At 70.9% G+C, this 25,111-nt stretch carries 26 protein-coding genes; 5 read left to right on the forward strand and 21 right to left on the reverse strand.

The window, feature by feature from the left end; genetic code table 11:
- Position 1: 1 nt before the first annotated feature.
- Positions 2–1,336, forward strand: a complete 1,335-nt coding sequence (locus tag OL599_RS15685; RefSeq protein ID WP_264714757.1) for an ATP-binding protein — start codon at positions 2–4, stop codon at positions 1,334–1,336.
- Here the strand turns inward: OL599_RS15685 and OL599_RS15690 are convergent.
- The 6 genes from OL599_RS15690 to OL599_RS15715 form a co-directional block, all read right to left on the reverse strand.
- Positions 1,325–2,155 carry a class I SAM-dependent methyltransferase gene (locus tag OL599_RS15690; RefSeq protein ID WP_264714759.1) on the reverse strand — a complete coding sequence of 277 codons (831 nt, stop codon included), beginning with the start codon at positions 2,153–2,155 and terminating at the stop codon, positions 1,325–1,327. The genes OL599_RS15685 and OL599_RS15690 overlap by 12 nt on opposite strands.
- Positions 2,156–2,240: 85 nt before the next feature.
- A complete protein-coding gene (locus OL599_RS15695; RefSeq protein ID WP_347403211.1) occupies positions 2,241–2,729 on the reverse strand; it encodes a phasin family protein in 489 nt (162 codons plus the stop codon).
- A 158-nt stretch (positions 2,730–2,887) separates the two neighbouring features.
- Complete coding sequence (locus OL599_RS15700; protein ID WP_264714760.1) at positions 2,888–3,601, reverse strand: TetR family transcriptional regulator; 714 nt, start codon at positions 3,599–3,601, stop codon at positions 2,888–2,890.
- A 31-nt stretch (positions 3,602–3,632) separates the two neighbouring features.
- A complete protein-coding gene (proC, locus tag OL599_RS15705; RefSeq protein WP_264714762.1) occupies positions 3,633–4,439 on the reverse strand; it encodes a pyrroline-5-carboxylate reductase in 807 nt (268 codons plus the stop codon).
- Between the two features lie 4 nt (positions 4,440–4,443).
- Positions 4,444–4,947 carry a type III secretion system chaperone family protein gene (locus OL599_RS15710; RefSeq protein ID WP_264714763.1) on the reverse strand — a complete coding sequence of 168 codons (504 nt, stop codon included), beginning with the start codon at positions 4,945–4,947 and terminating at the stop codon, positions 4,444–4,446.
- Between the two features lie 217 nt (positions 4,948–5,164).
- Positions 5,165–5,482: an accessory factor UbiK family protein gene (locus OL599_RS15715; protein WP_264714764.1), complete on the reverse strand. Its 318-nt coding sequence runs from the start codon at positions 5,480–5,482 to the stop codon at positions 5,165–5,167.
- Positions 5,483–5,556: 74 nt separating this feature from the next.
- Here OL599_RS15715 and rfaD point away from each other — a divergent pair, with 74 nt between their 5' ends.
- From rfaD to OL599_RS15730, 3 genes are read left to right on the forward strand one after another with little or no spacing between them, the layout of a single operon-like run.
- The gene (gene rfaD, locus OL599_RS15720; RefSeq protein WP_264714765.1) at positions 5,557–6,531 is read left to right on the forward strand and encodes an ADP-glyceromanno-heptose 6-epimerase; all 975 of its coding nucleotides are present in this window, start codon (positions 5,557–5,559) and stop codon (positions 6,529–6,531) included.
- Positions 6,531–7,340, forward strand: a complete 810-nt coding sequence (lgt, locus tag OL599_RS15725) for a prolipoprotein diacylglyceryl transferase (RefSeq protein WP_264714766.1) — start codon at positions 6,531–6,533, stop codon at positions 7,338–7,340. Before rfaD ends, lgt begins: the two co-directional genes overlap by 1 nt.
- Positions 7,341–7,352: 12 nt before the next feature.
- The gene (locus OL599_RS15730) at positions 7,353–7,988 is read left to right on the forward strand and encodes a peroxidase-related enzyme (protein ID WP_264714767.1); all 636 of its coding nucleotides are present in this window, start codon (positions 7,353–7,355) and stop codon (positions 7,986–7,988) included.
- 16 nt (positions 7,989–8,004) lie between these two features.
- Here the strand turns inward: OL599_RS15730 and ychF are convergent, their stop codons facing one another.
- Genes ychF through OL599_RS15745 form a run of 3 tightly spaced genes read right to left on the reverse strand, consistent with a single transcriptional unit; the run spans position 8,005 to position 10,359 of the window.
- On the reverse strand, positions 8,005–9,099 hold the full coding sequence (gene ychF / locus OL599_RS15735) for a redox-regulated ATPase YchF (RefSeq protein ID WP_264714769.1): 1,095 nt from the start codon (positions 9,097–9,099) through the stop codon (positions 8,005–8,007).
- On the reverse strand, positions 9,100–9,678 hold the full coding sequence (gene pth, locus OL599_RS15740; RefSeq protein WP_264714770.1) for an aminoacyl-tRNA hydrolase: 579 nt from the start codon (positions 9,676–9,678) through the stop codon (positions 9,100–9,102). It lies immediately after the preceding gene.
- 24 nt (positions 9,679–9,702) lie between these two features.
- A complete protein-coding gene (locus tag OL599_RS15745; protein ID WP_264714771.1) occupies positions 9,703–10,359 on the reverse strand; it encodes a 50S ribosomal protein L25/general stress protein Ctc in 657 nt (218 codons plus the stop codon).
- Positions 10,360–10,481: 122 nt separating this feature from the next.
- On the opposite strand from OL599_RS15745, the gene OL599_RS15750 reads away from it, so the two are divergent.
- Complete coding sequence (locus OL599_RS15750; RefSeq protein WP_264714772.1) at positions 10,482–13,043, forward strand: DUF2339 domain-containing protein; 2,562 nt, start codon at positions 10,482–10,484, stop codon at positions 13,041–13,043.
- A gap of 15 nt (positions 13,044–13,058) precedes the next feature.
- On the opposite strand, the gene OL599_RS15755 is transcribed toward OL599_RS15750, so the two are convergent.
- The 12 genes from OL599_RS15755 to OL599_RS15810 all read right to left on the reverse strand — a co-directional run bounded on the left by OL599_RS15755 (position 13,059) and on the right by OL599_RS15810 (position 25,060).
- Entirely contained in the window at positions 13,059–13,631 is a 573-nt protein-coding gene (locus OL599_RS15755; RefSeq protein WP_264714796.1) for a histidine phosphatase family protein, read from the reverse strand.
- Positions 13,631–14,254, reverse strand: coding sequence for a glutathione S-transferase family protein (locus OL599_RS15760; protein ID WP_264714773.1), 624 nt, complete (start codon positions 14,252–14,254; stop codon positions 13,631–13,633). The genes OL599_RS15755 and OL599_RS15760 overlap by 1 nt, the downstream gene beginning before the upstream one ends.
- 26 nt (positions 14,255–14,280) lie before the next feature.
- On the reverse strand, positions 14,281–15,213 hold the full coding sequence (locus OL599_RS15765) for a ribose-phosphate pyrophosphokinase (protein ID WP_264714774.1): 933 nt from the start codon (positions 15,211–15,213) through the stop codon (positions 14,281–14,283).
- Between the two features lie 188 nt (positions 15,214–15,401).
- A complete protein-coding gene (locus tag OL599_RS15770; protein ID WP_264714775.1) occupies positions 15,402–16,268 on the reverse strand; it encodes a hypothetical protein in 867 nt (288 codons plus the stop codon).
- A 66-nt stretch (positions 16,269–16,334) separates the two neighbouring features.
- The gene (pgeF, locus tag OL599_RS15775; protein WP_264714776.1) at positions 16,335–17,108 is read right to left on the reverse strand and encodes a peptidoglycan editing factor PgeF; all 774 of its coding nucleotides are present in this window, start codon (positions 17,106–17,108) and stop codon (positions 16,335–16,337) included.
- On the reverse strand, positions 17,105–18,076 hold the full coding sequence (locus OL599_RS15780) for a class I SAM-dependent methyltransferase (RefSeq protein WP_264714777.1): 972 nt from the start codon (positions 18,074–18,076) through the stop codon (positions 17,105–17,107). The genes pgeF and OL599_RS15780 overlap by 4 nt, the downstream gene beginning before the upstream one ends.
- A 25-nt stretch (positions 18,077–18,101) precedes the next feature.
- A complete protein-coding gene (locus OL599_RS15785; RefSeq protein WP_264714778.1) occupies positions 18,102–19,937 on the reverse strand; it encodes a CocE/NonD family hydrolase in 1,836 nt (611 codons plus the stop codon).
- Entirely contained in the window at positions 19,938–20,675 is a 738-nt protein-coding gene (locus OL599_RS15790) for an ABC transporter ATP-binding protein (RefSeq protein WP_264714779.1), read from the reverse strand.
- Positions 20,676–20,685: 10 nt separating this feature from the next.
- Positions 20,686–21,513 (reverse strand): ABC transporter ATP-binding protein, encoded by an 828-nt coding sequence (locus tag OL599_RS15795; protein WP_264714780.1) that lies wholly within the window; start codon positions 21,511–21,513, stop codon positions 20,686–20,688.
- Between the two features lie 16 nt (positions 21,514–21,529).
- Positions 21,530–22,432 (reverse strand): ABC transporter permease, encoded by a 903-nt coding sequence (locus tag OL599_RS15800; protein WP_264714781.1) that lies wholly within the window; start codon positions 22,430–22,432, stop codon positions 21,530–21,532.
- Complete coding sequence (locus tag OL599_RS15805; protein WP_347403213.1) at positions 22,429–23,400, reverse strand: ABC transporter permease; 972 nt, start codon at positions 23,398–23,400, stop codon at positions 22,429–22,431. Before OL599_RS15805 ends, OL599_RS15800 begins: the two co-directional genes overlap by 4 nt.
- Positions 23,401–23,473: 73 nt before the next feature.
- The gene (locus OL599_RS15810; protein ID WP_264714782.1) at positions 23,474–25,060 is read right to left on the reverse strand and encodes an ABC transporter substrate-binding protein; all 1,587 of its coding nucleotides are present in this window, start codon (positions 25,058–25,060) and stop codon (positions 23,474–23,476) included.
- Positions 25,061–25,111: the final 51 nt, after the last annotated feature.

The raw sequence follows: 25,111 nt of genomic DNA on the forward strand, positions 1-25,111 counted from the left end.
GATGCGGGTCCGGTTGCCGCTGCGCAGCGGGATGGTGAAGCGGTTCCTGCCGCGCTCGTTGCTGGGGCGGACGCTGCTGATCGTGCTGGTGCCGCTGGTGGTGGTGCAGGCGGTGGCGCTGCAGATCTTCTACGGCTCGCATCTCGACGTCGTCTCGCGCCGCCTGTCGGCGAGCGTGGCCGGCGAGATCGCCACCACCGTGGAGTTGCTGCAGCGCCTGCCCGGCGAGGCGGACCGGGCCTGGGTGCTGCAGAACGCCTGGGAGCAGTACGAGCTGGCGATGCGCCTGCTGCCGGATGCGGTGGTGCCGCAGGGGCGGCGGCCCGGTTTTCTGGAGCCGCGCAATTCCGGCCTGGTGGCGGCGTTGCGCGACAAGGTGCGGCGCCCCTTCACTATCGACTGGGCCTCCGACCCGCTATCCGTGCTGATCCGGGTGCAGCTGCCGGACGCGGTGCTGGAGGTCGAGGCCCCGCGCAAGCGGCTGTATGCGGCCACGTTCTACGTGTTCGTGCTGTGGCTGGTGGGGTCGTCGTTGCTGGTGTTCGGCATCGCGACGCTTTTCCTGCGTAACCAGGTGCGAGCGCTCAGCCGGCTGGCCGGCGCCGCCGAGGCGTTCGGAATGGGCCGCGACATCGGCCCGATCAAGCCGGAAGGGGCCGCCGAGGTGCGGCAGGCGGCGGCGGCGTTCAACCGGATGCAGGAGCGCATCCGCCGGTTCCTGCAGCAGCGCACCGAGATGCTGGCGGGCGTGTCGCACGACCTGCGCACGCCGCTGACCCGGCTGCGGCTGGCGCTCGCGGTGATGCCGTCCACCGAGGCGCTGCGCCAGGACATCGCCGACATGACCGGCGACGTGGAAGAGATGGAGCGGATGATCGGCGCCTATCTCGCCTTCGCGCGTGGCGAGGGCACGGAGCAGGCGCAGCCCACCGACCTGTCGGCGGTGCTCGAGGACGTGGTGGCGGGGGCGCGGCGCACCGGCGCGGACGTGGCGCTGCGGGTGCCGGCCGATCTGGTGCTGCCGCTGCGCCCGGACGCGATCCGCCGGGCCGTCACCAACCTCGTCGACAATGCCTGCCGCCACGCCCGCCATGTCGCCCTCGCCGCGGGACGGCTGGGCGAGCGCCTGGTGCAGGTGACGGTGGACGACGACGGGCCGGGCATTCCGCCGGACCGGCGCGAGGACGCGTTCCGCCCGTTCGAGAGTGCGGCCGCCGGTGGGACCGGGCTCGGCCTGACCATTGCACGCGACATCGTGCGCGCGCATGGCGGCGACATCATGCTGGAAGAAAGCCCGCTGGGCGGGCTGCGCGCCCGGATTCAGCTACCCGTCTAGCCGGGCAATCATTTCGGTGGGCGCGATCAGGCCGCGTTCCAGGTTGCCGATCATGTTGGCGGTCTTCTGCCGGAAGTCCGGCCCCATCAGGATCGGCAGGCCGAGCGGCGGCGGCCCGGTCTCGGCCTGACGGGCCTTCATGGCGCCGAAGAAGGCGATGGCGAAATCGCGCCGGTCGCGTTCCGCCGTGACCGCGAACCCGGCCGCCCGCAGCGCGGCGCGATAGGCGGGGGCGGCGGCGACGAAGCTGGTTTCGGGCCGGCTCGCCCACGGCACCGGGAAATCGAGCGCGCCCTCGCCCACACGCATCACGTCATAGACCGCGAGGAAGCCGCCGGGCCGCAGCACCCGGCGCACGCCGGCAAACAGCGCCGGCTTGTCGGCGATGTTCATGCCGACATGGAGCATGTAGGCGCCATCGAAACTGGCGTCCGGAAACGGCAGGTCGAGGGCGCTGCCCTGCTGGAAGCGCACCTTGCCGCCGAGCCCGGTGCGCCGGGCGAGGCTGCGGGCGACGGCCACGTATTCCTCGGTGAGATCGATGCCGGTGACGCGGCAGTCATGCGCCAGCGCGAAATACCGGGCCGCCCCGCCGATGCCGCTGCCGATGTCGAGCAGGTGGCGGCCGGGCGCCAGAGCGAGCTGCGCGGCCAGGTCGGCCGTGGCCTGGCGGCCGCCGATATGGAACTCGTCCACCGGCGCAAGGTCGGCGGGATCGAGCCGGTCCGGATCCTTGCCCTGTCCCACCAGGGCCTCCAGGATCGCCTGCTCCAGCCCACCATGCGCGTAATGACCGGCAACGTCGTGTTCGATGGTCATGGGGCGGCTCCGGCCGATCGATGATCACGGCGTATGGAAAGAGGCCGGCGATGGCGCGCTGCCACCGCCGGAAACGAAAGCAGGCTCAGCGCTTGGCGGCGTTGGCCTGCTCCATCAGGCGCTTCACCTCGTCCATCGCCTCGGCGAAGCGCTTGTTGAGCGTGTTCAGCGCCTCGCCGTTGGCCCGCTGGATCAGGTCCGACAGCTCCCTGGTGTTGGCGACCGCGTGTTCGTAGGAGCGTTTCAGCAACTCGGCATGCTTGGCTGCCTTGACCTGCGGCGCATCGGCGCTGGCCAGCGCGGACATGGTCTCGGTCAGCTCGGTCATGGTCTGCTGCATGATTTCCATGTGGCGCTTGGCCACGGCCTGGGCGCCTTCCAGGGCGATGCGGTTGGCCGCCGACATGGCCTCCATGTTGCGCTTCTGCGCCGTCAGCAGCGCCTCCATGTCGGGCATAGCGGGAAATTTCAGCTCGGCGAACATCTTGGTGAATTCCTCGGCGGCGTTCTTCGCCTGCCCCATCGCCGCGGCAAACGGGGTATCGCCGCCAGATTTCTTTGAATCGCTTGGCATCTCCGGCTCCTGCTGTGATTGCTTGCCCGCTTCAGGCCCGCGTCATCCCCCGCCCCGGATTGAACACCGGCTTCCCGCGCCGCCTGCCGCGACCCTCCTGATTTACGGGACGTGGGACGCGGTCACAACCCGAACGCGATGGCACGTTTGCGACGAACTCATGAAACGTCAGGCGGTGGCCCGAGCGGCGGTTCGGACGACGGCTCCGTGGGCGGCGGCTCGGGGGCCGGCGGCGCGGGGGCTGGCGGCTCGGGGGCCTCGCCTTCGGCCACCGGCGCCTCGTGCGGCCGGGGGGCGCGCGCCGGGGGCCGGCGCGGGTGCAGCCAGCTCTCCGCGTGCTCGGCGCGCGCCAGCGCGTGGTCCAGCGCCGCCATGGTGGCGGCAAGATCCAGGCTCTCGTCGTGCCGCCAGGCGCGGACGGTCCACAGCCATACGCCCAGCAATCCCTTGGTGCGCAGCCGGCCGCGCGGGCCGGTCGCCGGGATGCCGGCGCCGTCCAGCATCCAGCCCATGCTGCACAGGTTGGCGGCGGCCAGCATCAGCGCCAGCGGGGGATCGCAGGGCAGCGCCTGCAGCAACGCCAGCACGCCGGGGCGGTGCGCCTGCAGCACGTCGATGCGGCGCATCAGGATGTCGAACAGCCGGTCGCGCACCGGGCCTTCGGCAATGACGCCGGCGAGGGCGTTCTGATCGGCGAGCCGGCCGAAGCGGATCAGCACCACGCCGCGGCCGGGGAAGCGGGCGCGGGCGCGGTCCAGCGGCAGCGCGGCGTGGCGTGCGGCATCGGCCACGCGCATCCGATGCCAGCCGCGTTGGGCCGCGACCTCGAACGCGGCAGCGATCAGCGCACGATCGAACTCGGTGTCGTCCATGGCGCAAACATGGGGCCGCAATGGCCCGCTGTCACCCCGCGAGTTCGCGCGAACGGGCGGTGGCGGCGGCGATCGCGCGGGAAATTGCGCTCGGCCAGGCGTCGTCGGCCATCAGCACGGCCAACGCCCGTTCCGTGGTGCCCTTGGGGCTGGTGACGGCGCGGCGCAGCGCCGCCGCGTCCTCGCGGCTGGCGGCCAGCAGAGCGCCGGAGCCTGACACGGTCTGGCGCGCCAGCAGGCGGGCGAGGTCGGCGGGGATGCCCTGCTCGATCGCGGCACGTTCCAGCAGCTCGGCCAGCAGGAACACATAGGCCGGGCCCCCGCCGGAAACCGCGGTGACCGGGTCGATCAGGCCCTCGTCGTCCACCCAGGCCACGGCGCCGATGGCCGCCAGCAGGGTGTCGCACAAGTCGCGCTGGGACGGCGTAACGCCCGGGCCAGCGCAGGCGACGGTGACGCCCTGGCGCACCGCCGCCGGCGTGTTGGGCATGGCGCGCACGATGGCCGCATCCGCTCCCAGCAGTGCACCGAGGCCGGCGATGGTGCGGCCGGCCATGATCGACAGCATGACCGCGGACCCCGCGAACCGGGCGTAAAGGGGCAGCGTCTCGGCGGCGTTCTGCGGCTTCACCGCCAGCACCACCGCCGCGGGCGTGAAGCCGGCCGGGATGTCGGCGGCGGCGGCGGCGACGGTCACGCCGGCGCCCGGCGAAGCGGGCAGCGTGGGGTCCACTGCCACCGACGGCGCCAATCCGCGCTCGCGCCAACCGGCCAGCATCGCCCCGCCCATCTTGCCGAAACCCACCAGCAGGATGGGCGGGATCGTCGTGCCGGTCATGCGTTCAGGCTTCGCCGACGCATTCGAGCATGGCGGCCTGCAGCGCCTCGGCCGGGGCCTTGCCGCCCCACAGCACGAACTGGAAGGCGGGGAAGAAGCGTTCGCATTCGGTAATCGCGATATCCACCATGTCCTCCAGGCTCTCGGCGGAGGCGCCGGGGGCGCCGCGCAGCAGCACGGCATGGCGGAACACCGGCATGCCGTCGTCGGCGTCCATGCCGAAATGGCCGATCCACAGGCGTTCGTTGGCCAGCGCCAGCAATTCGTACAGCGCGGCGCGGCGCTTCTCCGGCACCTTCAGGTCGAAGGCGCAGGTGAAGTGCATGGCGCTGATCTCGTGCGACCAGCTGAAATACAGCCCGTAGTCGCACCACTTGCCCGGCGCCTCGGCCGCCATTTCCGAGTCGTTGCGCCGGTCGAAGACCCAGTCGTTCGCGGCGACGATCTGCTCCATCACATCGAGGGGATTGGCGGCGTTGTCCTGGATGGTGCTCATGAGAGCTGGCATGGGAGGTCTCCCGGGTGGAGGAAGGCCGAGTAGCACATGCCGGCATTGCCGGACATGGCCCGCGCGGCGGACATGGAACCCGTTATGGTGCCGGCCGGGCCCCCTGCGCGACACGCCCTGTACCCTACCGGGCAGGCAAACCGTGCCGCAAGGGGTCAAGGGCCAGCATAGTCAAGTTAATGCGTCGTCTCATGACGCACCGCAATATAAATCCTTGTCATGCGATCATGCCGGGGCCGCCGCCTTCGGGGCGGCCGGCGCTCTCCAGTGCCGCCACGCGCGACTCGAGGGCCTCCAGCCGGGCTTGCATTCCGGCCAGCCGGGCCTCGGCCGCTTCCTGCCCGGCGCGGGCGTTGGCGGCCATTTCCATGGCGGCGTCCAGCTCTTCCCTGCGGACGAGGTCGAGGCGGCGGACCGTCTCGTCGATACGCGCGCGGGCCAGCGCCTCGGCCTCGTCGCGCAGACCGGACAGCGCCGACAGCGCCCCGCCCGCCACGCCGGCGAGGTCGTCGAAGATGCGGGGGCGTTCGGTCATGGCAACCTCCTGTGGTTAGCGGGTTCAACCGCATGGCTTTCCCCGGCTCGTCGTGGCCCGTATACCGTGCCGCCATGATCCTGGTCACCGGCGGCGCCGGCTTCATCGGCTCGAACCTGCACGCCGCCCTGGCCGGGCGCGGGCTGGAAACCGTGGTTGTGGACCGGCTGCGCGCCGAGGGGAAGTGGCGAAACCTGGCCCATCACCCGCCGGCGCGCCTGGTGCCGCCCGAGGCGCTGGACGATTTCCTGGCCACCCACCCGCCGCTGGAGATGGTGTTCCATCTGGGCGCCGTCAGCAGCACCACCGCGACCGACGGCGACCTGGTCTGGGCCAGCAATGTCGAGCTGTCCTTGCGGCTGTGGCGCTGGTGCGCGGTGCGGAGGGTTCGCTTCGTCTACGCCTCCTCCGCCGCGACCTATGGCGACGGCGCCGCCGGCTTCGACGACGACATGGCGGCCCTCGGCCGGCTGCAGCCGCTGAACCTGTACGGGTGGAGCAAGCACGCCTTCGACCTGCAGGTGGCGCGCATGGTCGGCGTCGGGCAGCCGCGGCCGCCGCAATGGGCCGGGCTCAAGTTCTTCAACGTCTATGGCCCGAACGAATACCACAAGGGCGGCATGATCTCGGTCGTGAAGGTCAAGCACGACGAGGTCCTCGCCGGCAAGGCGCCCCGCCTGTTCCGCTCCGACCGCGCCGACCTCGCGGACGGCCAGCAGCGGCGCGACTTCATCTGGGTGGGCGACGTGGTGGCCGTGCTGCTGTGGCTGCTGGACACGCCGGACGTGAGCGGCCTGTTCAACCTGGGCACCGGCACCGCGCGCAGCTATCTCGACCTCGCGCACGCCGTGTGCAGCGCCGCCGGCGCCGCGCCCCAGGTGGAGTTCGTGGACATGCCCGACCGGCTGCGCGGCCAGTACCAGTCCTTCACCCAGGCCGCCATGGAGCGGCTGCGGGCCGCCGGATATCCCGGCCAGTTCACCCCGCTGGAAGAAGGCGTCACCCGCTACGTGCGCGACTTCCTGCGCCAACCGGACCCATACCTGTAATGCTGCCCGTGCTGCTGTTCCCGCAATTCGACCCGGTCATCATCCAGGTCGGGCCGCTGGCCATACGCTGGTATGCCCTGGCCTATATCGTGGGCCTCGTGCTCGGCTGGCGTCTGGTGCGCCGGCTGGCGCAGCAGGCCCCGGTGGTGGCGACGCCCGTGCAGGTGGACGACTTCCTCACCTGGGCCACGCTCGGCGTGGTGCTGGGCGGCCGGCTGGGCTACGTGCTGTTCTACCAGCCCGACCGGTTCCTGGCCGCGCCGCTGGAGATCTTCGCGGTCTGGCAGGGCGGCATGTCGTTCCATGGCGGCATGCTCGGTGTCGCCATCGCCATCATCTGGTTCTGCCGCCGCCAGCGCATCCCCATCCTGGGCTTCGCCGACCGCATCGCCGTCGCCGCCCCGATCGGCCTGGGGCTCGGCCGCGTCGCCAACTTCATCAACGGCGAGCTGTGGGGCCGGCCCGCGCCGGAAGACCTGCCCTGGGCCATGATCTTTCCCACCGGCGGGCCGGTTGCGCGCCACCCGAGCCAGATCTATCAGGCGCTGATGGAAGGGCTGATCCTGTTCGTGGTCATGTTCGCCCTGTCGCGCCGGGAGGCTTTGCGCGCCCGCTTCGGCCTGTTGACCGGCATCTTCCTGACCGGATACGCCCTCGCCCGCATCATCGGCGAGCTCTTCCGCCAGCCGGACGCCTTCCTGGGCTTCCTGTTCGCCGGCGCCACCATGGGGCAGTTGCTGTCCGTGCCCATGCTGCTGGTCGGCCTTGCCCTGGTCGTGCGTGCGAAACCCCAGCCCGTTTCACCATAATCGAGGAACCCCATGCCGCAGCCCGACCACATCTCCGTCCTCGGCGTTCCCGATGCCGGCACGCTGGACGACGACCTCAAGGCGATCTGGGCGAAATGCGTGGAGAAGCTGGGCTTCGTGCCCAACGTCTATTCCACCTACAGCCTGCGGCCGCAGCGCCTGCGCAACTTCATGGCCATGTACAACGAGATCATGCTGTCGCCGTCGGGCCTGTCGAAGCTCGAGCGCGAGATGGTGGCGGTCGTCGTGTCCTCGGCCAACCGCTGCTACTACTGCCTGGTGGCGCATGGGGCGGCGGTGCGGATGCTGTCCGGCGATCCCGAGCTGGGCGAGATGATGGCGCTGAACTACCGGGTGGCGAAGCTCGATGCGCGGCAGCGGGCGATGCTGGATTTCGCCTGGAAGATGACGACCACGCCGCATCTGATCGGTGACGCCGACCGCGACGCGCTGCGCGCCCATGGCCTCGGCAACGAGGACCTGTTCGACCTTGCGGAGACGGTGGCGTTCTTCAACCTGTCGAACCGCATGGCCTCGGCGACCGACATGATGCCGAACCGCGAGTACCACGACGCGGTGCGTTCGCCCGCCACCCCCGCCGCCGCCAAGGCGAAGAAGGTGCCGGCGGAGCCGGGCGCGGCCCGTTGATCAGACGTTCGATTGATCAGACGTTGAAGCGGAACAGCAGGACGTCGCCGTCCTTCACCGCGTAGTCCTTGCCCTCGACGCGCATCTTGCCGGCTTCCTTGGCGCCCACGTCGCCCTTGCAGGCGACGTAGTCGTCATAGGCGATGGTCTCGCAGGCGATGAAGCCGCGCTCGAAGTCCTTGTGGATCACCGCGGCGGCCTGCGGCGCCTTGGTGCCGTTCACGATGGTCCAGGCGCGCGCTTCCTTCGGGCCGCAGGTGAAATAGGTGATCAGCCCCAGCAGCCCGTAGCCGGCGCGGATCACCCGATCCAGCCCGCTATCCTCCAGCCCCAGCCCTTCGAGGAACTCGCGGCGGTCTTCCTCCGGCAACTGGCTGACCTCGGCCTCGATGGCGGCGGAGACGATCACGTGGCGGGCGCCCTCGGCACGGGCCCGCTCGGCCACGCGGGCGGAGTACGCGTTGCCGGTGGCGGCCGCGGCTTCCTCGACGTTGCAGACATACAGCACGGGCTTGCTGGTCAGCAGCTGCAGCCGCCGCGCCGCCTCCGCCTGCTCGGGCGGGATGGCGGTGCGCGCCGGGCGGCCGGCGGTGAGTGCCGCCACGATCGGCTCCATCAGCGCCACCTGGGCGATGCTCTCCTTGTCGCCGCCGCGGGCCTTCTTCTGGGCGGCGATCAGGCGCTTCTCCAGGCTTTCAAGGTCGGCCAGCATCAGCTCGGTCTCGACCGTCTCGGCATCGCGGATCGGATCGACGCTGCCCTCGACATGCGCGACATCGGTGTCCTCGAAGCAGCGCAGCACGTGGATGATGGCGTCCACTTCGCGGATATTGGCCAGGAACTGGTTGCCCAGGCCCTCGCCCTTGGAGGCGCCGCGCACCAGGCCGGCGATGTCCACGAATTCCAGGCTGGTCGGCACGGTCTTCTGCGACTTGCCGATCTTCGTCAGTGCCTCCAGCCGCGGGTCGGGCACCGCCACCCGGCCCACGTTCGGCTCGATCGTGCAGAACGGATAATTCGCCGCCTGCGCGGACGCGGTGGCCGTCAGCGCGTTGAACAGGGTGCTCTTGCCCACATTGGGCAGGCCCACGATGCCGCAGTTGAAACCCATCTACTTCGTATCCCGTGTCAGCAATGCGACCTTGGTCATGAAGTCCTCGGCCCGGCCCGCCGCCAGCAGCGCAGCCTCGTCCGCCACCGCATCCAGCAGGGCGATCAGCCAGTCCCGGTCCACCTTGGCGAAATCGCCCAGGACATGCCCGGTGACGCGTTCCTTGGTGCCGGGGTGGCCGATGCCCAGCCGCACCCGCCAGTACTCGGGGCTGCCCAGCATCCGGTCCATGCTGCGCAGGCCGTTATGCCCCGCCGCCCCGCCGCCGCGCTTCACCCGCATCTTGCCGGGGGCGAGGTCCAGCTCGTCATGGAACGCGGTGATCGCCTCGACCGGCAGCTTGAAGAATGACGCGGCCGCCTGAACGCTCTCGCCCGAGGCGTTCATGTAGGTCATCGGCTTGAGCGCCAGCACCTTCACGCCGCCAATGCTGCCATCGGCGACCAGGCCCTTGAAACGCTGCCGCCACGGGCTGAACCCGTGGCGGTGCGCAATCACGTCGATCGCCATGAAGCCGATATTGTGCCGCTGCCTCGCCATCCCCGGCTCGGGATTGCCAAGGCCGACCCACAGCTTCATCCGGACGCTCCCGGCCGGACGGCGTTACTTCTTCGCGTTCGCCTTCGCCGGGGCCTTGGCGGGCGCGGCCGGTGCCGCCGCGGCAGCGCCGGCTTCGGCTGCCGGCTCGGCCATCTTGGTCGGCGCGGCCACCGTGGCGATCACGAAGTCGCGGTCCAGGATGGTCGGGCGCGTGTCCTCGGTGCCCTTCAGGTCGGACCAGCGGACGTTGTCGTTGATGTCGAGCGACGCGAGGTCGGCTTCGAAATGCTCGGGCACCTTCTCGGGGTCGCAATAGCACTCGACCGAGTGGCGCACGACGTTCAGCACGCCGCCGCGCTTGAGGCCGACGCTGGTAGCTTCGTTGTGGAACATCACGGTCACGGCCACGCGGATCTTCTCGCCGGGCGCAAAGCGCTGGAAGTCCACATGCTCGGGCTTGTCGGAAACCGGATGCAGCTGCACGTCGCGGATCAGCGCGCGCGTGGTCTCCGCGCCCACCTTGATCTCGTACAGGCGGGACCGCCAGCCACTGCGCTGGATCTCGCGCAGCACCAGGCGCGGGTCGAGCGCGATAAGGGTCGGCGTCTGCTTGGCGCCATAGATTACGGCGGGCACCTTGCCCTGCCGGCGAGTCGCGCGTGCTGCCCCCTTACCTGCACGCTCGCGCGCCTCGGCCTCGATCGACACGAATTTGGCCATGGTTCGCTCCTGAACTGGAAACGCCGGCCTCCAGGGGTGCCGGCGCGGCCGGGATGTAGCAACAAGCGGCGTCGCGCGCAAATTCCTTGACCGTCCGGCAGCCATGCGGGCCTCATTTCGCTATGGAAATCCTGCTGCCACTCCTGCTGGTCCTGGCCCTCATCGGCGGCTACGTGCTGGGGATCGTCGGCTTCTTCAAGGCCAACCGGGCCCTGGCGGAGCTGCGCGCGCTGCGGCAGGCCCTGGGTCCGACGCCCGCGGCTGCGCCAAAACTCCCGCAAGCCTCGCCCTGGGCGCAGCCGCCCATCCCCGGTCCGACGCCGGCCGCGCCCGAACCGGAAGCGCCGGCGTCCGCCGCCAAACCCAAGCGCGACATCGAGGCGCTGCTGACTCTGCGCTGGGGCGTGTGGCTCGGTGCGGCCGCCCTGCTGATGGCCGGCGTGTTCCTGATCCGCTACGCGGTGGACGAGGGGCTGCTCGGCCCGCCGGAACGCTGCGCCCTGGCGGCAGTGCTGGGTGCGGCCCTGATCGCCGCGGCCGAATGGCTCGGCCGCCGGCCCGCCGCCGAAGCGGCGGGCGCAGTCCCGATCGACCAGGCGCCGGCGGGCCTCGCCGCCGGCGGCGTCGCCATCCTGTTCGGCGCGGCCTACGGCGCCGGGCCGTTCTACGCGCTGGTGCCGCCGCTGGCGGGCTTCGTGCTGCTGGCCGGAGCAGCGATGGCCGGGCTGCTGGCCTCGTTGCGCTACGGCCAGCTCGCCGCCGCCGTCGGCGTCGCCGGCGCCTTCGTCACCCCGGCGCTGGTGCAGACCGACACGCCGTCGCTGCCCGGACTGTTCGGCTACCTGCTGGCGGTGACGGCCGTGTCCCTCGCGGTGGTCCGTTCCAGCGCCTGGACCTGGCTCGGCTGGGCCGCCACCGTGGCCGGCGCCGCCTGGGTGTTCCTGGCCGCCCTTGCCGCCACGGCCGCCGATGCCTGGGCGCCGGCGCTGTTCGTGCCCGCCGCCGCGGCGCTGAACCTCGCTTTGCTGCCGCCCGCCGCCCTCGACCACCCGGTCGGCCGGCGCTTGTCCTGGGTGCCCTTCGCCACGCTCGGCGCCACCGGCCTGCTGCTGGAAGCCATCGCCCCCGGCATGGCCCCGCGCATCGGCGTCATGCTGCTGGCCCCGTTGGCGGTGGCCAAGGGCGCCACCGAGCCGCGGCTCGACCGGCTGCCCTGGCTCGCCGCGCTGCTGTTCCTGCTGGCGCTGCTGCTGTGGGCCCTGCCGGACTGGCAGCCGGGCGGCGAGGCCATCACCGTCGAGGGCGTGGTGCAGGCGGTGCTGCCCGGTCCCTGGGCGCCCGAAGCGATCCGCCCGCTGCTGACCGCCGCCGCCGTCGTCGCCGGTTTCCTCGCCGCCGCCGGGCTGTATCTGGAACGCCGCGCGGCGAACCCGCTGCACTGGGCGGCGCTGGCCGCCGCGGTGCCGGTGCTGACCCTGGCCGTCACCTATGCCCAGGTGGCGCGCTTCCAGCCGGACATCGCCTGGGCCTTCGCCGCCCTGGCGCTGACCGCCGGGCTGGTTGGCGCCGCGGCCCGTGCTGCGCGGGAGCAGGCACGCCCGCGCGCCGGCGCCCACGCCGCCGGTGCCGTCGCGGCACTCGCCCTGGGTTGCGCCATCCTGCTGCACGACCATTGGCTGACCCTGGCGGTGGCGCTGTTCCTGCCGCCACTGGCCTGGATCGAGGCGCGGGCCGACCTGCCGCCACTGCGCCGGGTGGCGCTGGCCGTCGCCGCCCTGGTGCTGGTCCGGCTGCTGCTGAACTGGTACGTGCTCGACTACCAGTACGGCTCGACCCCGGTGGCGAACGGTCTGCTCGCCGCCTATGGGGTGCCCGCCGCCGCCTTCGCCGCCGCCGCCATCCTGTTCCGCCGCCGGGGCGACGACCTCACGGTCGCCGTGCTGGAAGCCGGCGCCGTCGCCTTCGCGACCGTTCTGGTGGCGCTGGAAATCCGCCACTGGGCCAGTTCCGGCGGCCTCCGCGAACCGGGCTCGTTCCTGGAGGCGGCATTGCATGTCAGCGCGCTCGGCCTGCAGGCCACCGCCCTGCGCGCCCTTGCCCGCCGCACCGGCCGCCCGGTCCTGCGGGCGGGCTGGCAGATCCAGGGCGGGCTGGCGCTCGTGGGGGCAGCGTTGCTGCTGCTGGTCAACCCCGCCTTCACCGGCGCATCCGCCGGCAGCGCGGCGCTGGCACTGGCCTACCTGCTGCCCGGGCTGCTCGCCGCCCTCGCCTTGCGCGACCGCGCGACGCTGCCGGCGTCGGTTCCGGCGGTGCTCGGCCTCTACGCCATCCTGGCCGGCTTTGCCTGGATCGGGCTGGAAATCCGCGCCCTGTTCCACGGTGATGCGCTGTCGCTGGACGAAAGCCCGGTGGAAGACGCCGAACTGTGGGCGTGGTCGGGCGCGTGGCTGGCCTATGGCGCCGGGCTGATGGCGCTGGGCATCCGCAACGGCGGCCGGGCGTTGCGCCTGGCGGGCCTCGCGATCATCGGCGTGGCGGCCGCGAAAGTGTTCCTGGTGGACATGGCCGACCTCGCCGGGCTGTGGCGGGTGCTGTCGTTCCTGGCCCTGGGCCTGATCCTGATCGGGCTGGGCGCCGTCTATCGCCGCTTCGTGCTGCCGGGCCGGGCCGCGGCCGAACCGTGAAGGTCGGCCGTTTCCTTACGCGACCGGCTGAACCGCCGGCGTCAGGCTCCAGGGACGGCCGGGTTCGCAGAAGAGCGGCATGGCGTTCGGCGTGCGCACGTTCGGCTCCAGGCCCATCTCGGCCCGCAGCGCGCGGAACAGCGCGCCGTGCGCCACCACCAGCACCGGCGCGGGCCGCGCCAGCGCGCGGTTCACCGCCGCCACGGCGCGGGCGCGCAGTGCGGCGAAGCTCTCGGCGTCGGGCGGCGTGAAAGTGCCGGCCACCCAGTCGCTGAACCATTGCGACATCGGCTGGCCTTCCTGCGCGCCGAACGACACCTCGCGCAGGCCGTCGTCGACCTCGACCGGCAGGCCCAGCACCGAAGCGGCCGCCAGCGCGGTATCGTAGGCGCGCGACAGCGGCGAGGCGACGATGGCGGCGATGCCGCGGTGGCGCAGCATGTCCGCGGCCGAGAGGGCCTGCGCCCGCCCGGTCGCGTTCAGCGGAATATCGACGTTGCCCTGTGACAGCCCCTGCGCGTTCCAGTCCGTCTCGCCGTGGCGAAGGAACCAGAACGCGAGCGGCGTCAGGCTTGCGGCGAGCGTGATCAGGCGGCGAGTCCTTCCTTCTTGAGCACGGCGGCCACCGCCGGGCGGGCCTTCATGCGGGCATAATGCGCCGCAAGATTGGCCGGCAGCTTCTGGCCCAGGCGGTCGGCCCACCAGAACTCCACATAGAACAGCGCCGCGTCGGCGACCGAGAAGCTGCCGGCGACGTAGTCCTTGCCGGCCATCGCCTTTTCCATCACCGCCAGGCCCTTCTCGAAGATCTCCTTGCCGCGGGCCTTCACCGCCTCATGGTCGGCCTCGCTCGGGGCGAAGTTGCTGGGGCGGAACATGCGCGAGAAGCCCTGCATGTGCATGGTGCTCACCACGTAGTCCATCGCCTCCAGCGCCCGCGCCTGGGCCTCGGTGTCGGCGGGCAACAGCTTCTTGTCGGGGTTGGTGGTGGCCAGCCAGTAGGCGATAGCCGGGAACTCGGTCAGCGCCGAGCCGTCGTCGCGCTGCAGCGTCGGCACCTTCGACTTCGGGTTCAACGCGATGAACTCGGGCTTGAATTGCGCGCCCTCGCGCAGGTTGGTCAGCACCGCCTCGTAGGGCTTGCCGATCTCTTCCAGCAGCACATGGATGCCGACCGAGCAGGCGCCCGGCGAGTAGTACAGCTTGTTCATGGCTTCCCTCTTTGTTGGTACGCGGATCAATCGAACAGCGAGCTGACCGAGCTTTCGTCGCTGATCCGCCGCATGGCCTCGGCCAGCAGCGGGGCGATCGTAGTCTGGCGGATGTTGCTGGCAAGCCGCACCGCCTCGGTGGCCAGGATGCTGTCGGTGATGGTCAGCATCTCGATCGGGCTCGACGCGATGCGCGCGACGGCGCCGCCGGACAGCACGCCGTGGGTCACGTACACGCTGGCCGACTTGGCGCCGTTGGCGATCAGCGCCGCCGCGGCGTTGCACAGCGTGCCGCCGGAATCGACGATGTCGTCCACCAGGATGCAGTCGCGGCCGGAGACGTCGCCGATCACGTTCATCACCTCGGAGACGCCGGCGCGCTCGCGCCGCTTGTCGATGATGGCGAGGTCGCAGTTCAGCCGGGTCGCGATCGCGCGCGCGCGCACCACGCCGCCGACGTCGGGCGAGACGATCATCAGGTCGCGGCCGTCGTAGTTCTCCTTGATGTCGCGGCTGTACAGCGGCGCCGCGTACAGGTTGTCCACGGGGATGTCGAAGAAGCCCTGGATCTGCCCGGCATGCAGATCCATGGTCAGCACCCGGTTGGCCCCCGCCTCGGTGATCAGGTTGGCCACCAGCTTGGCGCTGATCGGCGTGCGCGGGCCGGATTTGCGGTCCTGCCGGGCGTAGCCGAAATACGGCACCACCGCCGTCACCCGCCGGGCCGAGGCGCGGCGCAGCGCGTCCAGCGTGATCAACAGCTCCATCAGGTTGTCGTTCGCCGGATAGGAGGTGGACTGGATCACGAACACGTCCTCGCCGCGGATGTTCTCGTGGATCTCCACGAACACCTCCATATCGGCGAAGCGGCGGACCGAGGCACGGGTCAGCGGCAGGTTCAGCGCGGCGGCGACCGCCTCGGCGAGGGGGCGGTTGCTGTTGCAGGCGACGATCTTCATCGGATTCGATCCAGGAAAGACGATCCCAGGGACGGAAACCGTGGCGCTGCCGCGCATGGCAGGGCTGGACCGCTGGGCCGGGCTGACAACGGGGGGCGAACGGGTCGCCGGCGTTCTAGCAACGCCCCGTCCGCCTGTCCATGAAGCGGGGCCCGTCCTCATCAAGAAACTGTGCGCAAATACGCAGATCAGCGCTTCGCGCCACCCTGGTTGACGATCACGTCACGCACGCCGCCCGCCGCTTCCTGCGCCACCACCAGGGCGATGTCGCCCCAGTAGCCGTCCAGCGTGCCGCGCGGCACCTCGTTGAGCTGCACCACCCGGCCAGCCTCGGCGCCCCTGGCGTCCTTCACGAGCCACTGGATCTCCACGCGCATCTGCCCGCCGGCGATCGGCGCCGTCTTCACCTCGCCGACGAGGGTGAAATCGGCGCCCTGGTCGGTGTCCTGCAGCACCTGACCGAGCTTCGACAGCTGGTCGCGTATCTGCCGGGTCAGTGACTGGTTGCCGTCACCCGGCGCGCCCGTCACCCCGGTGAAGGCCACCCGCGCCGGCCGGTTCACCAGGCTGTTCGGGTCGCTCTGCCGCCGCGCCGCCTCGATATGGGTCAGCAGCGACGCCACCCGCGGCGCGGCATCCGCGGCCGCCTGCTTCAGCGTCGCCGGCGCCGCCGCCGCCCAGGACGCCGCACTGATCGGCAGGCCCTCGGTGGCGCCCTGATCGACCCCGGCCGGGTCCTGCACGGTATAGCCCGGCACGATGGTCTCCCCGCGCGTCTCAGCGGTGATGATCAGCCGCCAGTCGGTGCGTCCGGGCGCGTCGGCGACGGCGGGGACCTCCTGGTCCACCAGCGCCGCGGCCAGGTTGCGCGCCAGGCTGTCGCTGGCGGCGTCGGTCAGGAACGCCGTCCCCGGCGCCGGGACGGCAAGGCGCGCCGGCGGCGGCTGCGCCAGCCGCAGCGCCGTGGCGCCGGGATTGCCCTCGAACGGCCGCGGCAGCGACCCGCAGCCGGCGAGCAGCCCCAGCAGCAGGAACAGCGCCAGCCTAGAGAACACAGCTCACCAGCGCCGAGAGCAGAATAAGGAAGATGAAGAACACCATGTAGGGCATCGGCCCGCCAGCTACAGCACAATGACGGATATCTGGTGCCCGATCGGCCCGCCGCCGGCAAGCGTGCGGCGGCGATGGCTGAAGAACCGCGCCTCCTCGGCCAGGGTGTCCAGGCCCGAAACCGTGACCGTGCCTGCGCCGGCGGCGCGCAGCCGGGCCGCACAATATCCCGCGAGGTCGAACTGCCAGCGCTCCGGCCGCCGGCCGGCGGCGAAGAATCGCGCGTCGCCGGGGTCGCGCGCCAACACCGCGTCGCGCAGGTCCGCCGCCACTTCATAGGAGTCCTGGCCGATGCACGGTCCCACCGCCGCCACCACCCGCGCCGGGTCGGCCCCCAGTGCCGCCATCGCCGCCAGCGTCGCCTCCAGCACGCCCGCCACCGCCCCGCGCCAGCCGGCATGGGCGGCGCCGACGACGCCGGCGGTGGCGTCGGCGAACAGCACCGGGGCGCAATCGGCGGTGACGATGCCCAGGGCGAGGCCCGGCCGGTCCGTCACCGCGGCATCCGCGCGCGGGCCGGCACCGGGGGCCCATGGGGTCTCCACGGGCACCGCCTCCGTCCCGTGCACCTGCGTCAGGCCGACCATGCAGGCAGGGTCGGCGCCCAGGCTGCGCGCGGCCAAGGCGCGGTTGGCGAGCACGTTGTCGCGGCTGTCCTGGCCGGACAGGCTGCAATTGAGGCTGGCGAACGGCCCCTCGGACACGCCGCCGCGGCGGGTGAAGAAGCCGTGGCGAACCGGCAGGCCGGCGGTGACGGCCTCGGCCGTGGAATGGGGGGAATTCATGCGTCGAATCCGGGTGGGGGCGGCAGCCCAGGGTGGCAAAGCGCGAGCGCCTTGAACAGCCGCCCCATCTGGTCGGGCTCCGCCAGCCGCCGTGCCGCGTCCAGCAGCGCCGCCGCGCGGACCGGGGGCTGGGTGCGAGCAAGGATGCCGGTGCGCTGGAACAGGCCGAGCCGGGCCAGGAACAGTCCCTGCGGCAGCGGCCCGTACACCGCGGCCCCGGCCGCCCGGGCGGCCTCTGCCACCGCCTGGAAATCCACATGCGCCGTCAGGTCGGCGGTGCCCGGCGCCACCAGCGGGTCCACCGGCTTGCGCTCCCGCAGCGCCTGCAGGCTGTCGCCGGCCGCACTTTCCGCCGGCCCGTAATCCAGCAGCAGCACCGCCCCCCCGGTTTCGGCCACCCGTGCGCCCAGCGACGCCGCCAGCGCGCGGGCCGCGTCGCCGCGCTCCACCACCTCGCCCTCGCCCGCATCAAGGCCCGGCGCGGCGGCGGGCAGTTCGACGAAGGCGCCGTCCTGCACATGCCGCTCGGTCCAGCCGGCGCCGCGGCGGACGAACTGGCGGATCGGCAGGGCATCGAGGAACTCGTTGGCGAGCAGGATCAGCGGTCCCGGCGGGAGAGCCTCGACCGCCTCGTGCCAGACCGCCCCCGGCAGCCGCGTTGCCTGTTCTGCCCTGAGCCGGGGCGAGGTCTCCACCAGGTGCAGGCGCAGCGCCGCCCGGAACCCCGGCGCCATCTGGCCGATCGCCCGCAGCGCATCCGCCATCAGGGTGCCCCGTCCCGGCCCTGCCTCGGCCAGGATCACCGGGTCAGGTGACCCCATCGCCTGCCAAATCACCGCCGCCCACAGCCCCAGCAGCTCGCCGAAGACCTGGCTGATCTCCGGCGCGGTGGTGAAGTCGGCGAACGGGTCCTGCGCGGCGTAATACGCCGCATTGGCCCGCGCCATGAACGCGTCCAGCCGCTCCATCAAGGGGACGTGGCGGGGCCGACCGTCACAGTGCCAGCACCGGCAGCCGCACACAGCTCGGGCGGGCGGCATCGGCGAACACCGTGTTGACGGCGATACGCTTGCGCCGCGCCCGGCCTTCAGGCTCGCCGGTGTTCGGGTTGACGTCGAATTTCGGGAAGTTGCTGGAGGAGATGTCGAGGCGGATGCGGTGGCCGGCCAGGAACAGGTTGGCCGTCGGGAACAGGGTGACGCGGATCTTCACCACTTCGCCGGGCGCGCGCAGGCGCGGCTTCGCCCAGTCTTCGGCGTAGCGCAGGCGAACGATGCCGTCGGTGAGGATCATCGCGTATCCGCGCGGATAGTCCGCGCTGGGCGGGTGCACGTCGATCAGCTTGGCGGTGAAATCGGTGTCGGGGCCGTCGGTGGCGACCCACAGCTCCGCCTCGATGGGCCCCACGACCTGCACCGGGGCAGCCAGGGGCGCGGTCTGGAACGCCAGCACGTCCGCGCGGCTGGCCAGCGGCAGGTAGGGCGGCGTGCAGCCGAAGAAGTCCGGGCTCTCCACCTGGTCCCAGGCGCCGGCGCGCGCCACCGGCTCCAGGCTGGTGAGGTTGCCGCCGATGGTGGGCACCGGATGGGCCGGGTCGAAGTCATAGGACAGCGGGACGGCCCCGGCGTCCGGGGCGGCGGGGTCCAGCCGGCCATCATTGTGCAGATGGTAGGCCACGCGCTCGGCCTGCGGCGCCGGCCAGTCCGGCAGGCTGATCCAGCGCCCCCCGTGTTCGAGCCGGCCCGCTTCGTTGCGCCGGCCGCTGCCGCCGCCCATGACGAAGACGCGCACCGGCGGTTCGGGATTGGGCGTGCCGTGGATGACGCTGTCGAAATGGCGCAGGCGGTACTGGCGCCAGTCGCCGGCCCAGGAATCGATGGCGGCATCCGGCCCGAATTCCACGTCGCCGAAGCTGGTGCGGCTGCGGTCGCCATGCGTCCAGGGGCCGAGGATCAGGCGTTGCGGCCCGCGCCCGGCGCGCTTCAGGCCCATGTAGTTGCCGGTCGCCGTCAGCGGATAGGGGTCGAACCACGACGACATGTGCACGCAGTCCGCACGGCTGTAGCGGTGGTGATAGCCCTCCGCCCAGATGCCGAGCTGCTGCCAGTACTCGTCGAACGCGCCGTGGCGCCACTGGTCGAACAGATAGGCCTCGTAGTCGGGATGGTGGCGCAGCGGCGAGTGGCCGGGCTGCCAGGGCATGCGGGTGAACCAGGCGGAGATGTCCTCGGCTTCCAGCGCCGCCTTCATCACCGGATCGGCCTCGGCCTCCGGCGACAGGATCGCCTGCTTGTGCGCCCAGGTGGCCTGCTTCAGCTCGAACGCGCCGAACTGGCGGATGCCGCCGGTCCAGGCGTTGGCGAAGCCGCCGGAATCCAGCACCTGCGCCACCACCCCCGGCGGGTCGAGGCAGCCCAGCGCCGCCTGGGTATGCGCGGCATAGGACAGGCCCATGGTGCAGATGCGCCCGTCGCACCAGGGCTGGGCGGTGATCCAGGCGCAGGCGTCGAACCCGTCCTCGCCGTCGCTGAGATATTTGACGAACTTGCCTTCCGAGCCGTGGCGGCCGCGATTGTCCTGATAGACGACGGCGTAGCCATGCGCCGTGAACAGCGCGGCGAAATCGCTGCGCGGCAGCGGCGTGGGATCGGCCGCGGTCACCTCGCTGCGGCTGGCCTGGTTGCGGCCATAGGGCGTGCGCTCCAGGATCACCGGGAACGGGCCGGGCCCGTCCGGCAGATGCACGTCGGTCGCCAGCCGCACGCCGTCGCGCATGGCGACCCTATCCGTCCAGAACCGGTTGCCGGCGCGCACGGTGTCAGGGGGCATCTAGGCTTCCTCCAGCTCCGTGCTCAAGGCGCGCAGCTCGGTGGTGTGCGGGTGCGTGGTGCGGCCGGCGCGCAGGTCCTCGCCGCTGAGGATCTCGACCATCTCGCCGCCCTGCATCACCCCGATCATCGGGCAGAGATGGGCCACGACCGCGAGGTTGTGGCTGACCATCACGTAGGTCAGCCCGCGGCGCTGCTGCAGGTCGGCCAGCAGGTTCAGCACCTCGGCCTGCACCGAGACGTCGAGCGCGCTGGTCGGCTCGTCCAGCAGCAGCACCTCCGGCTCGGCCATCAGCCCGCGCGCGATCGCGACCCGCTGGCGCTGCCCGCCGGAAAGCTGGTGCGGATAGCGGAAACGGGCGGCGGGGGGCAGCGCCACCTCGGCCAGCGCGCGGGCGATGCGCGCGTCGGCATCGCCGATGCCATGCACCAGCAGCGGCTCGCTGAGCGCGCGGTCCACGGTCTGGCGCGGATGCAGCGAGCCGTAGGGGTCCTGGAACACCATCTGCACGCGGCGGAAGAAATCCTTGCCGCGATTCGGTGCCAGCACCTGGCCCTTCACGGTCATGCGGCCGGTCCAGTCGTCGTTCAGCCCGGACAGGGCCCGCAGCACGGTCGATTTGCCCGAGCCGCTCTCTCCCACGATGCCGAAGCTCGACCCTTCCGGCACGGCGAAGGACACGCCCTTGACCGCCTCGGTCTCGCCGAAGCGCACGCGCAGGTCATCGACGGTGATCATGCGCCCGCCCTCACGACAGCCACGCGGGGTCGCGCACCATCACCGGCAGGCGCGGCTTGGGGTGCGACAGGGTGGGCAGGCAGTCCAGCAGGCCGCGCGTGTAGGCGTGTTGGGCATGGGTGAGGTCGCCGGCGCGCAGCTCTTCCACGATGCGGCCGGCGTACATCACCAGGACCCGGTCGCAGAAATGCGACACCAGCGGCAGGTCGTGGCTGATCAGGATCAGCGCCATGCCGCGGCGCGACACCAGATCCTCCAGCAGGCGCAGGATCTCGGCCTGCACCGTCGCGTCGAGCGCACTGGTGGGCTCGTCGGCGATCAGCATCTCCGGGTCCGGTGCGAGCATCATGGCGATCATCACGCGCTGTCCCATGCCGCCGGACAGCTCGTGCGGATAGGCTTCGGCCACCCGCCGCGGGTCGCGGATCTGCACCTGCGCCAGCAGATCGACGGCGGCGGACAGCGCCTCGCGCCGGCTGCCCTTGCGATGGGTGCGCCAGGCCTCGGCGATCTGCTCGCCGGCGGTCATCACCGGGTTCAGCGAGTATTTCGGGTCCTGGAGGATGAGCCCGGCGCGCTTGCCGCGGATGGCGCGCATGGCGCCTTCGCGGGCGCGCAGCACGTCGATGCCGTCGAAGGTCAGCTTGTCCGCGGCGATCCGGGCATTCTCGGGCAGCAGCCGCAGGATCGAGCGCGCGGTGAGCGACTTGCCGGAGCCGGATTCGCCGACGATGCCCATCTTCTCGGCGCCCAAAGTCAGCGACACGCCACGCACGGCGTGGCTCATGCCCTGCGGCGTCGGGAACGACACCGTCAGGTTCTCGATTTCGACCAGCATCAGCGCCGACCCTTTCTCATCGCTGTTTCGGGTCGAGCACGTCGCGCAATCCGTCCCCCAGCAGGTTGAAGGCCAGCGAGGCCACGAAGATGGCGATGCCGGGAATGGTCGGCACCCACCACTGGTCCAGGATGAAGCGCCGGGCGGTGGCGATCATCGCCCCCCATTCCGGCGAGGGCGGCTGCGCGCCCATGCCGAGGAAGCCCAGGCTGGCGGCGGTGAGGATGATCGAGCTCATGTCCAGGGTCACGCGCACGATCAGGCTGCCCAGGCACATCGGCGCCACGTGGCGCAGGATGATGCGCGCCTTGGCGGCGCCGGTCAGCCGCACGGCGGCGATGTAGTCGCTGCTGCGGATCATCATCGTCTCCGCCCGCGCGAGGCGGGCGTAGGGCGGCCATGCCGTCAGCGCGATGGCGGCGATGGCGCTGGTGACGCCGGGCTTGATCGCGGCCACGAAGGCCAGCGCCAGGATCAGGCGTGGGAAGGCCAGGAACACGTCGGTCACGCGCATCAGCACGCGGTCGGCGACGCCGCCGACATAGCCGGCGATGCAGCCGACCGCCAGCCCCAGCGGGGCCACCAGCACCACGACGGCCACCACCATGCCGAGCGTGACCCGCCCGCCATAGAGCACGCGCGAATAGATGTCGCGGCCGAGCTCGTCGGTGCCCAGCCAGTGCGCCGCCGACGGCCTGGCCAGCCGGTTGGCGAGGTTCTGCGCACCGGGGTCGTGCGTCGCCAGCCAGGGGGCCAGCAGCGAGACCGCGATCAGCAGCACGGTCACGATGAGGCCGGCCATGGCCAGCGGATTGGCGCGGAAATCGCACCACAGCCGGTAGCGCCGTCCCCAGGCCGCCTGGGCGCGGGACGACGGCGTGTCGGTCAGCAGCCAGTCGCGTAATGTGGTCGTGCTCATTTCACTCGCGGGTCCATCAGCCGGTAGGCCGCATCGGCGAACAGGTTCAGCGCGAGATAGGTCAGGCCCACGACCAGCGTGGCCCCCAGCACCGCATTCATGTCGGCATTCAGCAGCGAGACGGTCAAATACAGGCCCAGCCCGGGCCAGGAAAAGACGGTTTCGGTCACCACTGCGCCTTCCAGCAGCCCGGCATAGGTCAGCGCCAGCACCGTGATCAGACGCACCGAGATGTTGCCGAAGGCATGTTTCCAGATCACCCGCGCGGCGGACAGGCCCTTGGCGCGGGCGGTGATGACGTATTCGCCGCTCAATGAATCCAGCATGAAGGCGCGGGTCATGCGCGCGATATAGGCCATGCTGAAATAGGCCAGCACGCCGGCGGGCTGCAGCAGATGCGCCACCGCGTCGCGGAACACCTCCCAGTCGCCGGCCAACAGGGCATCGACGGTCAGCAGGTTGGTCACCGCCGGCACCATGTCGTCGAACACGACGTCCTGCCTGCCGGGCCCCGGGGCCCAGCCGAGCGTCGCGTAGAAGACCAGCAGGCTCAGCAGCGCCAGCACGAAGATCGGCAGCGAATGGCCGGCCAGGCACAGCACGCGGATGATATGGTCGGTGCGCGTGCCCTGCTTCACCGCGGCCAGCACCCCCAGCGGGATGCCGATCAGGGCGGCGATGAGGATCGCCACCGTGGCCAGCTCCAGGGTGGCCGGAAAGAAATGCCGGATGTCCGCGCCGACGGTGTGCGAGGTCATCACCGAGCGGCCGAGATCGCCCTGCAGCAGCTTGCCGACATAGATCACGAACTGCACCGGCAGCGGCCGGTCCAGGCCAAGCTCCAGCCGGGTCTGTTCGACCACGTCCATCGGCGCGCGGTCGCCCACGATCGCCAGCACCGGGTCGATCGGCATCACCCGCCCGATCAGGAAGGTGACGAGGACCAGGCCGAACAAAGTGATAGGCACGCTGGCGGCAGTCGCCGCCAGCGTGCCCAGACGCTTACGCTTACTCAACGCCTTATGACCTTCGCCAAGCCGCTCAGGTCTTCGAGATCTTTTCGTAGATGGTCCGGGCGGACATCGGCGCCACCTCGAAGCCATCCACCACCTTGCGCATCACCGCCATTTCCGTGGACTGCAGCAGCAGCACGAAGGGGCTGCGGGCCTGGTGGTCGCGCTGCATCTTCTCGTACTCGATCACGCGCTTCTCGCCGTCGGTCTCCTTCACGTTGGCGGCGGCGCGGTCGGACAGGTCCTTGTCCTGCCAGGCGCTGCGCCAGGCCAGCGTGCGGTTGCGCGCGTTGTCCGAGTTGTCGGTGTTTATGTTGAAGGTTTCCGCGTTGGAGTGCGGATCGAAATAGTCCGAGCCCCAGCTGACCAGCGCCATCTGATGCTGGCGCGCGCGGGTCTTGGTGACGACCTGGCGCGATTCGCCGGAGAGCAGAGCGACCTTGATGCCCACCGCCGCGAGATCGGCCTGGAGCGCCTGGGCGATGTCGGCCTGCGGCTGGCTGGAGGCATGGTCGAGCGTGATCTCGAACCCGTTGGGCAGCCCGGCCTCGGCCAGCAGGGCCTTCGCCTTGGCGGGATCCTTGTGGAACGGATTCTCGTCGATCGCCGCCGGGAACCCCTTGGGCAGGAAGGTCTGGTGAACCTCCCAGGAGGTGGGCGTGATGTTCTTCTGGATGGCGGCGTAGTCGATCGCCCACTTGACCGCCTGGCGCACCTGCGGCTTGGCCAGCTCCGGATGCTTCTGGTTCAGGGCGATGTACATGATGTAGCTGCGCGCGGCCGAAGTGATCTTGAAGGCCGGGTTGCCCTGCACCGACTTGATCTGGTCGGCCTGCAGGTCGCGGGCGATGTCGATGTCGCCCTTCTGCAGCTGCAGCAGCTGCGCCGCGGGGTCGGCGATGTGGCGCAGGATCACCCGCTTCGGCTTGACCGGCACGCGGGCATTCGGGTTCGGGTCGAGGATCACGCTCTCGCTGGCCTTCCACGAGCGCAGCATGAACGGGCCGGAGCCGGCGCTGTTGGTCTTCAGCCAGCCATTGCCGAGGTCGTCGCCCTGGGCATTGGCCATCACCACGGCCTTCTCCACCACGCTGCCGACGGTGGCGGACAGGCAGTAGAACAGGAAGGTCGGCGCCTGCTTCTCGGCGATCGTCAGCACCAGCGTATACGGGTCGACGGCGACGATCTTGCCGTCGACGTTGTCCTTGGTGAAGCCGAACTGGTTGACGATGAAGGCCGGCGCCTTGTTCAGCTTGACCGCACGCTGCAGCGAGAACGCGGCGTCCGCGGCGGTGACCGGCTTGCCGGAGGCGAACTTCGCGTCGCGCTTCAGGTGGAAGGTGTAGCTCAGCCCGTCCGGCGCCACTTCCCAACGCTCGGCCAGCTCGCCCTTGATCTTGGAGGGGTTCGCGGGATCGGGCACCACCAGCCGCTGGTAGCAGTTGCCGCACACTTCGCCGCCGGTGAACTCGAACGCCTCCTGCGGGTCGAGGCTGATGATGTCGTCGATCTGCTTGCCGATGACGATGATATCTTTCGGCGTTTCGGCAAGCGCGGCATAGGAGAAGAACGGCGTGGCGGTCGAGGCGACGAGCAGGCTACGGCGTGTGAGCATGGCTGAGTCTCCCAATTCGATGGGCGCACCATACCGGGCCGTGCCATGTTG

This window comes from Limobrevibacterium gyesilva (assembly GCF_025989185.1).
GTDB classification, from domain to species: domain Bacteria; phylum Pseudomonadota; class Alphaproteobacteria; order Acetobacterales; family Acetobacteraceae; genus Limobrevibacterium; species Limobrevibacterium gyesilva.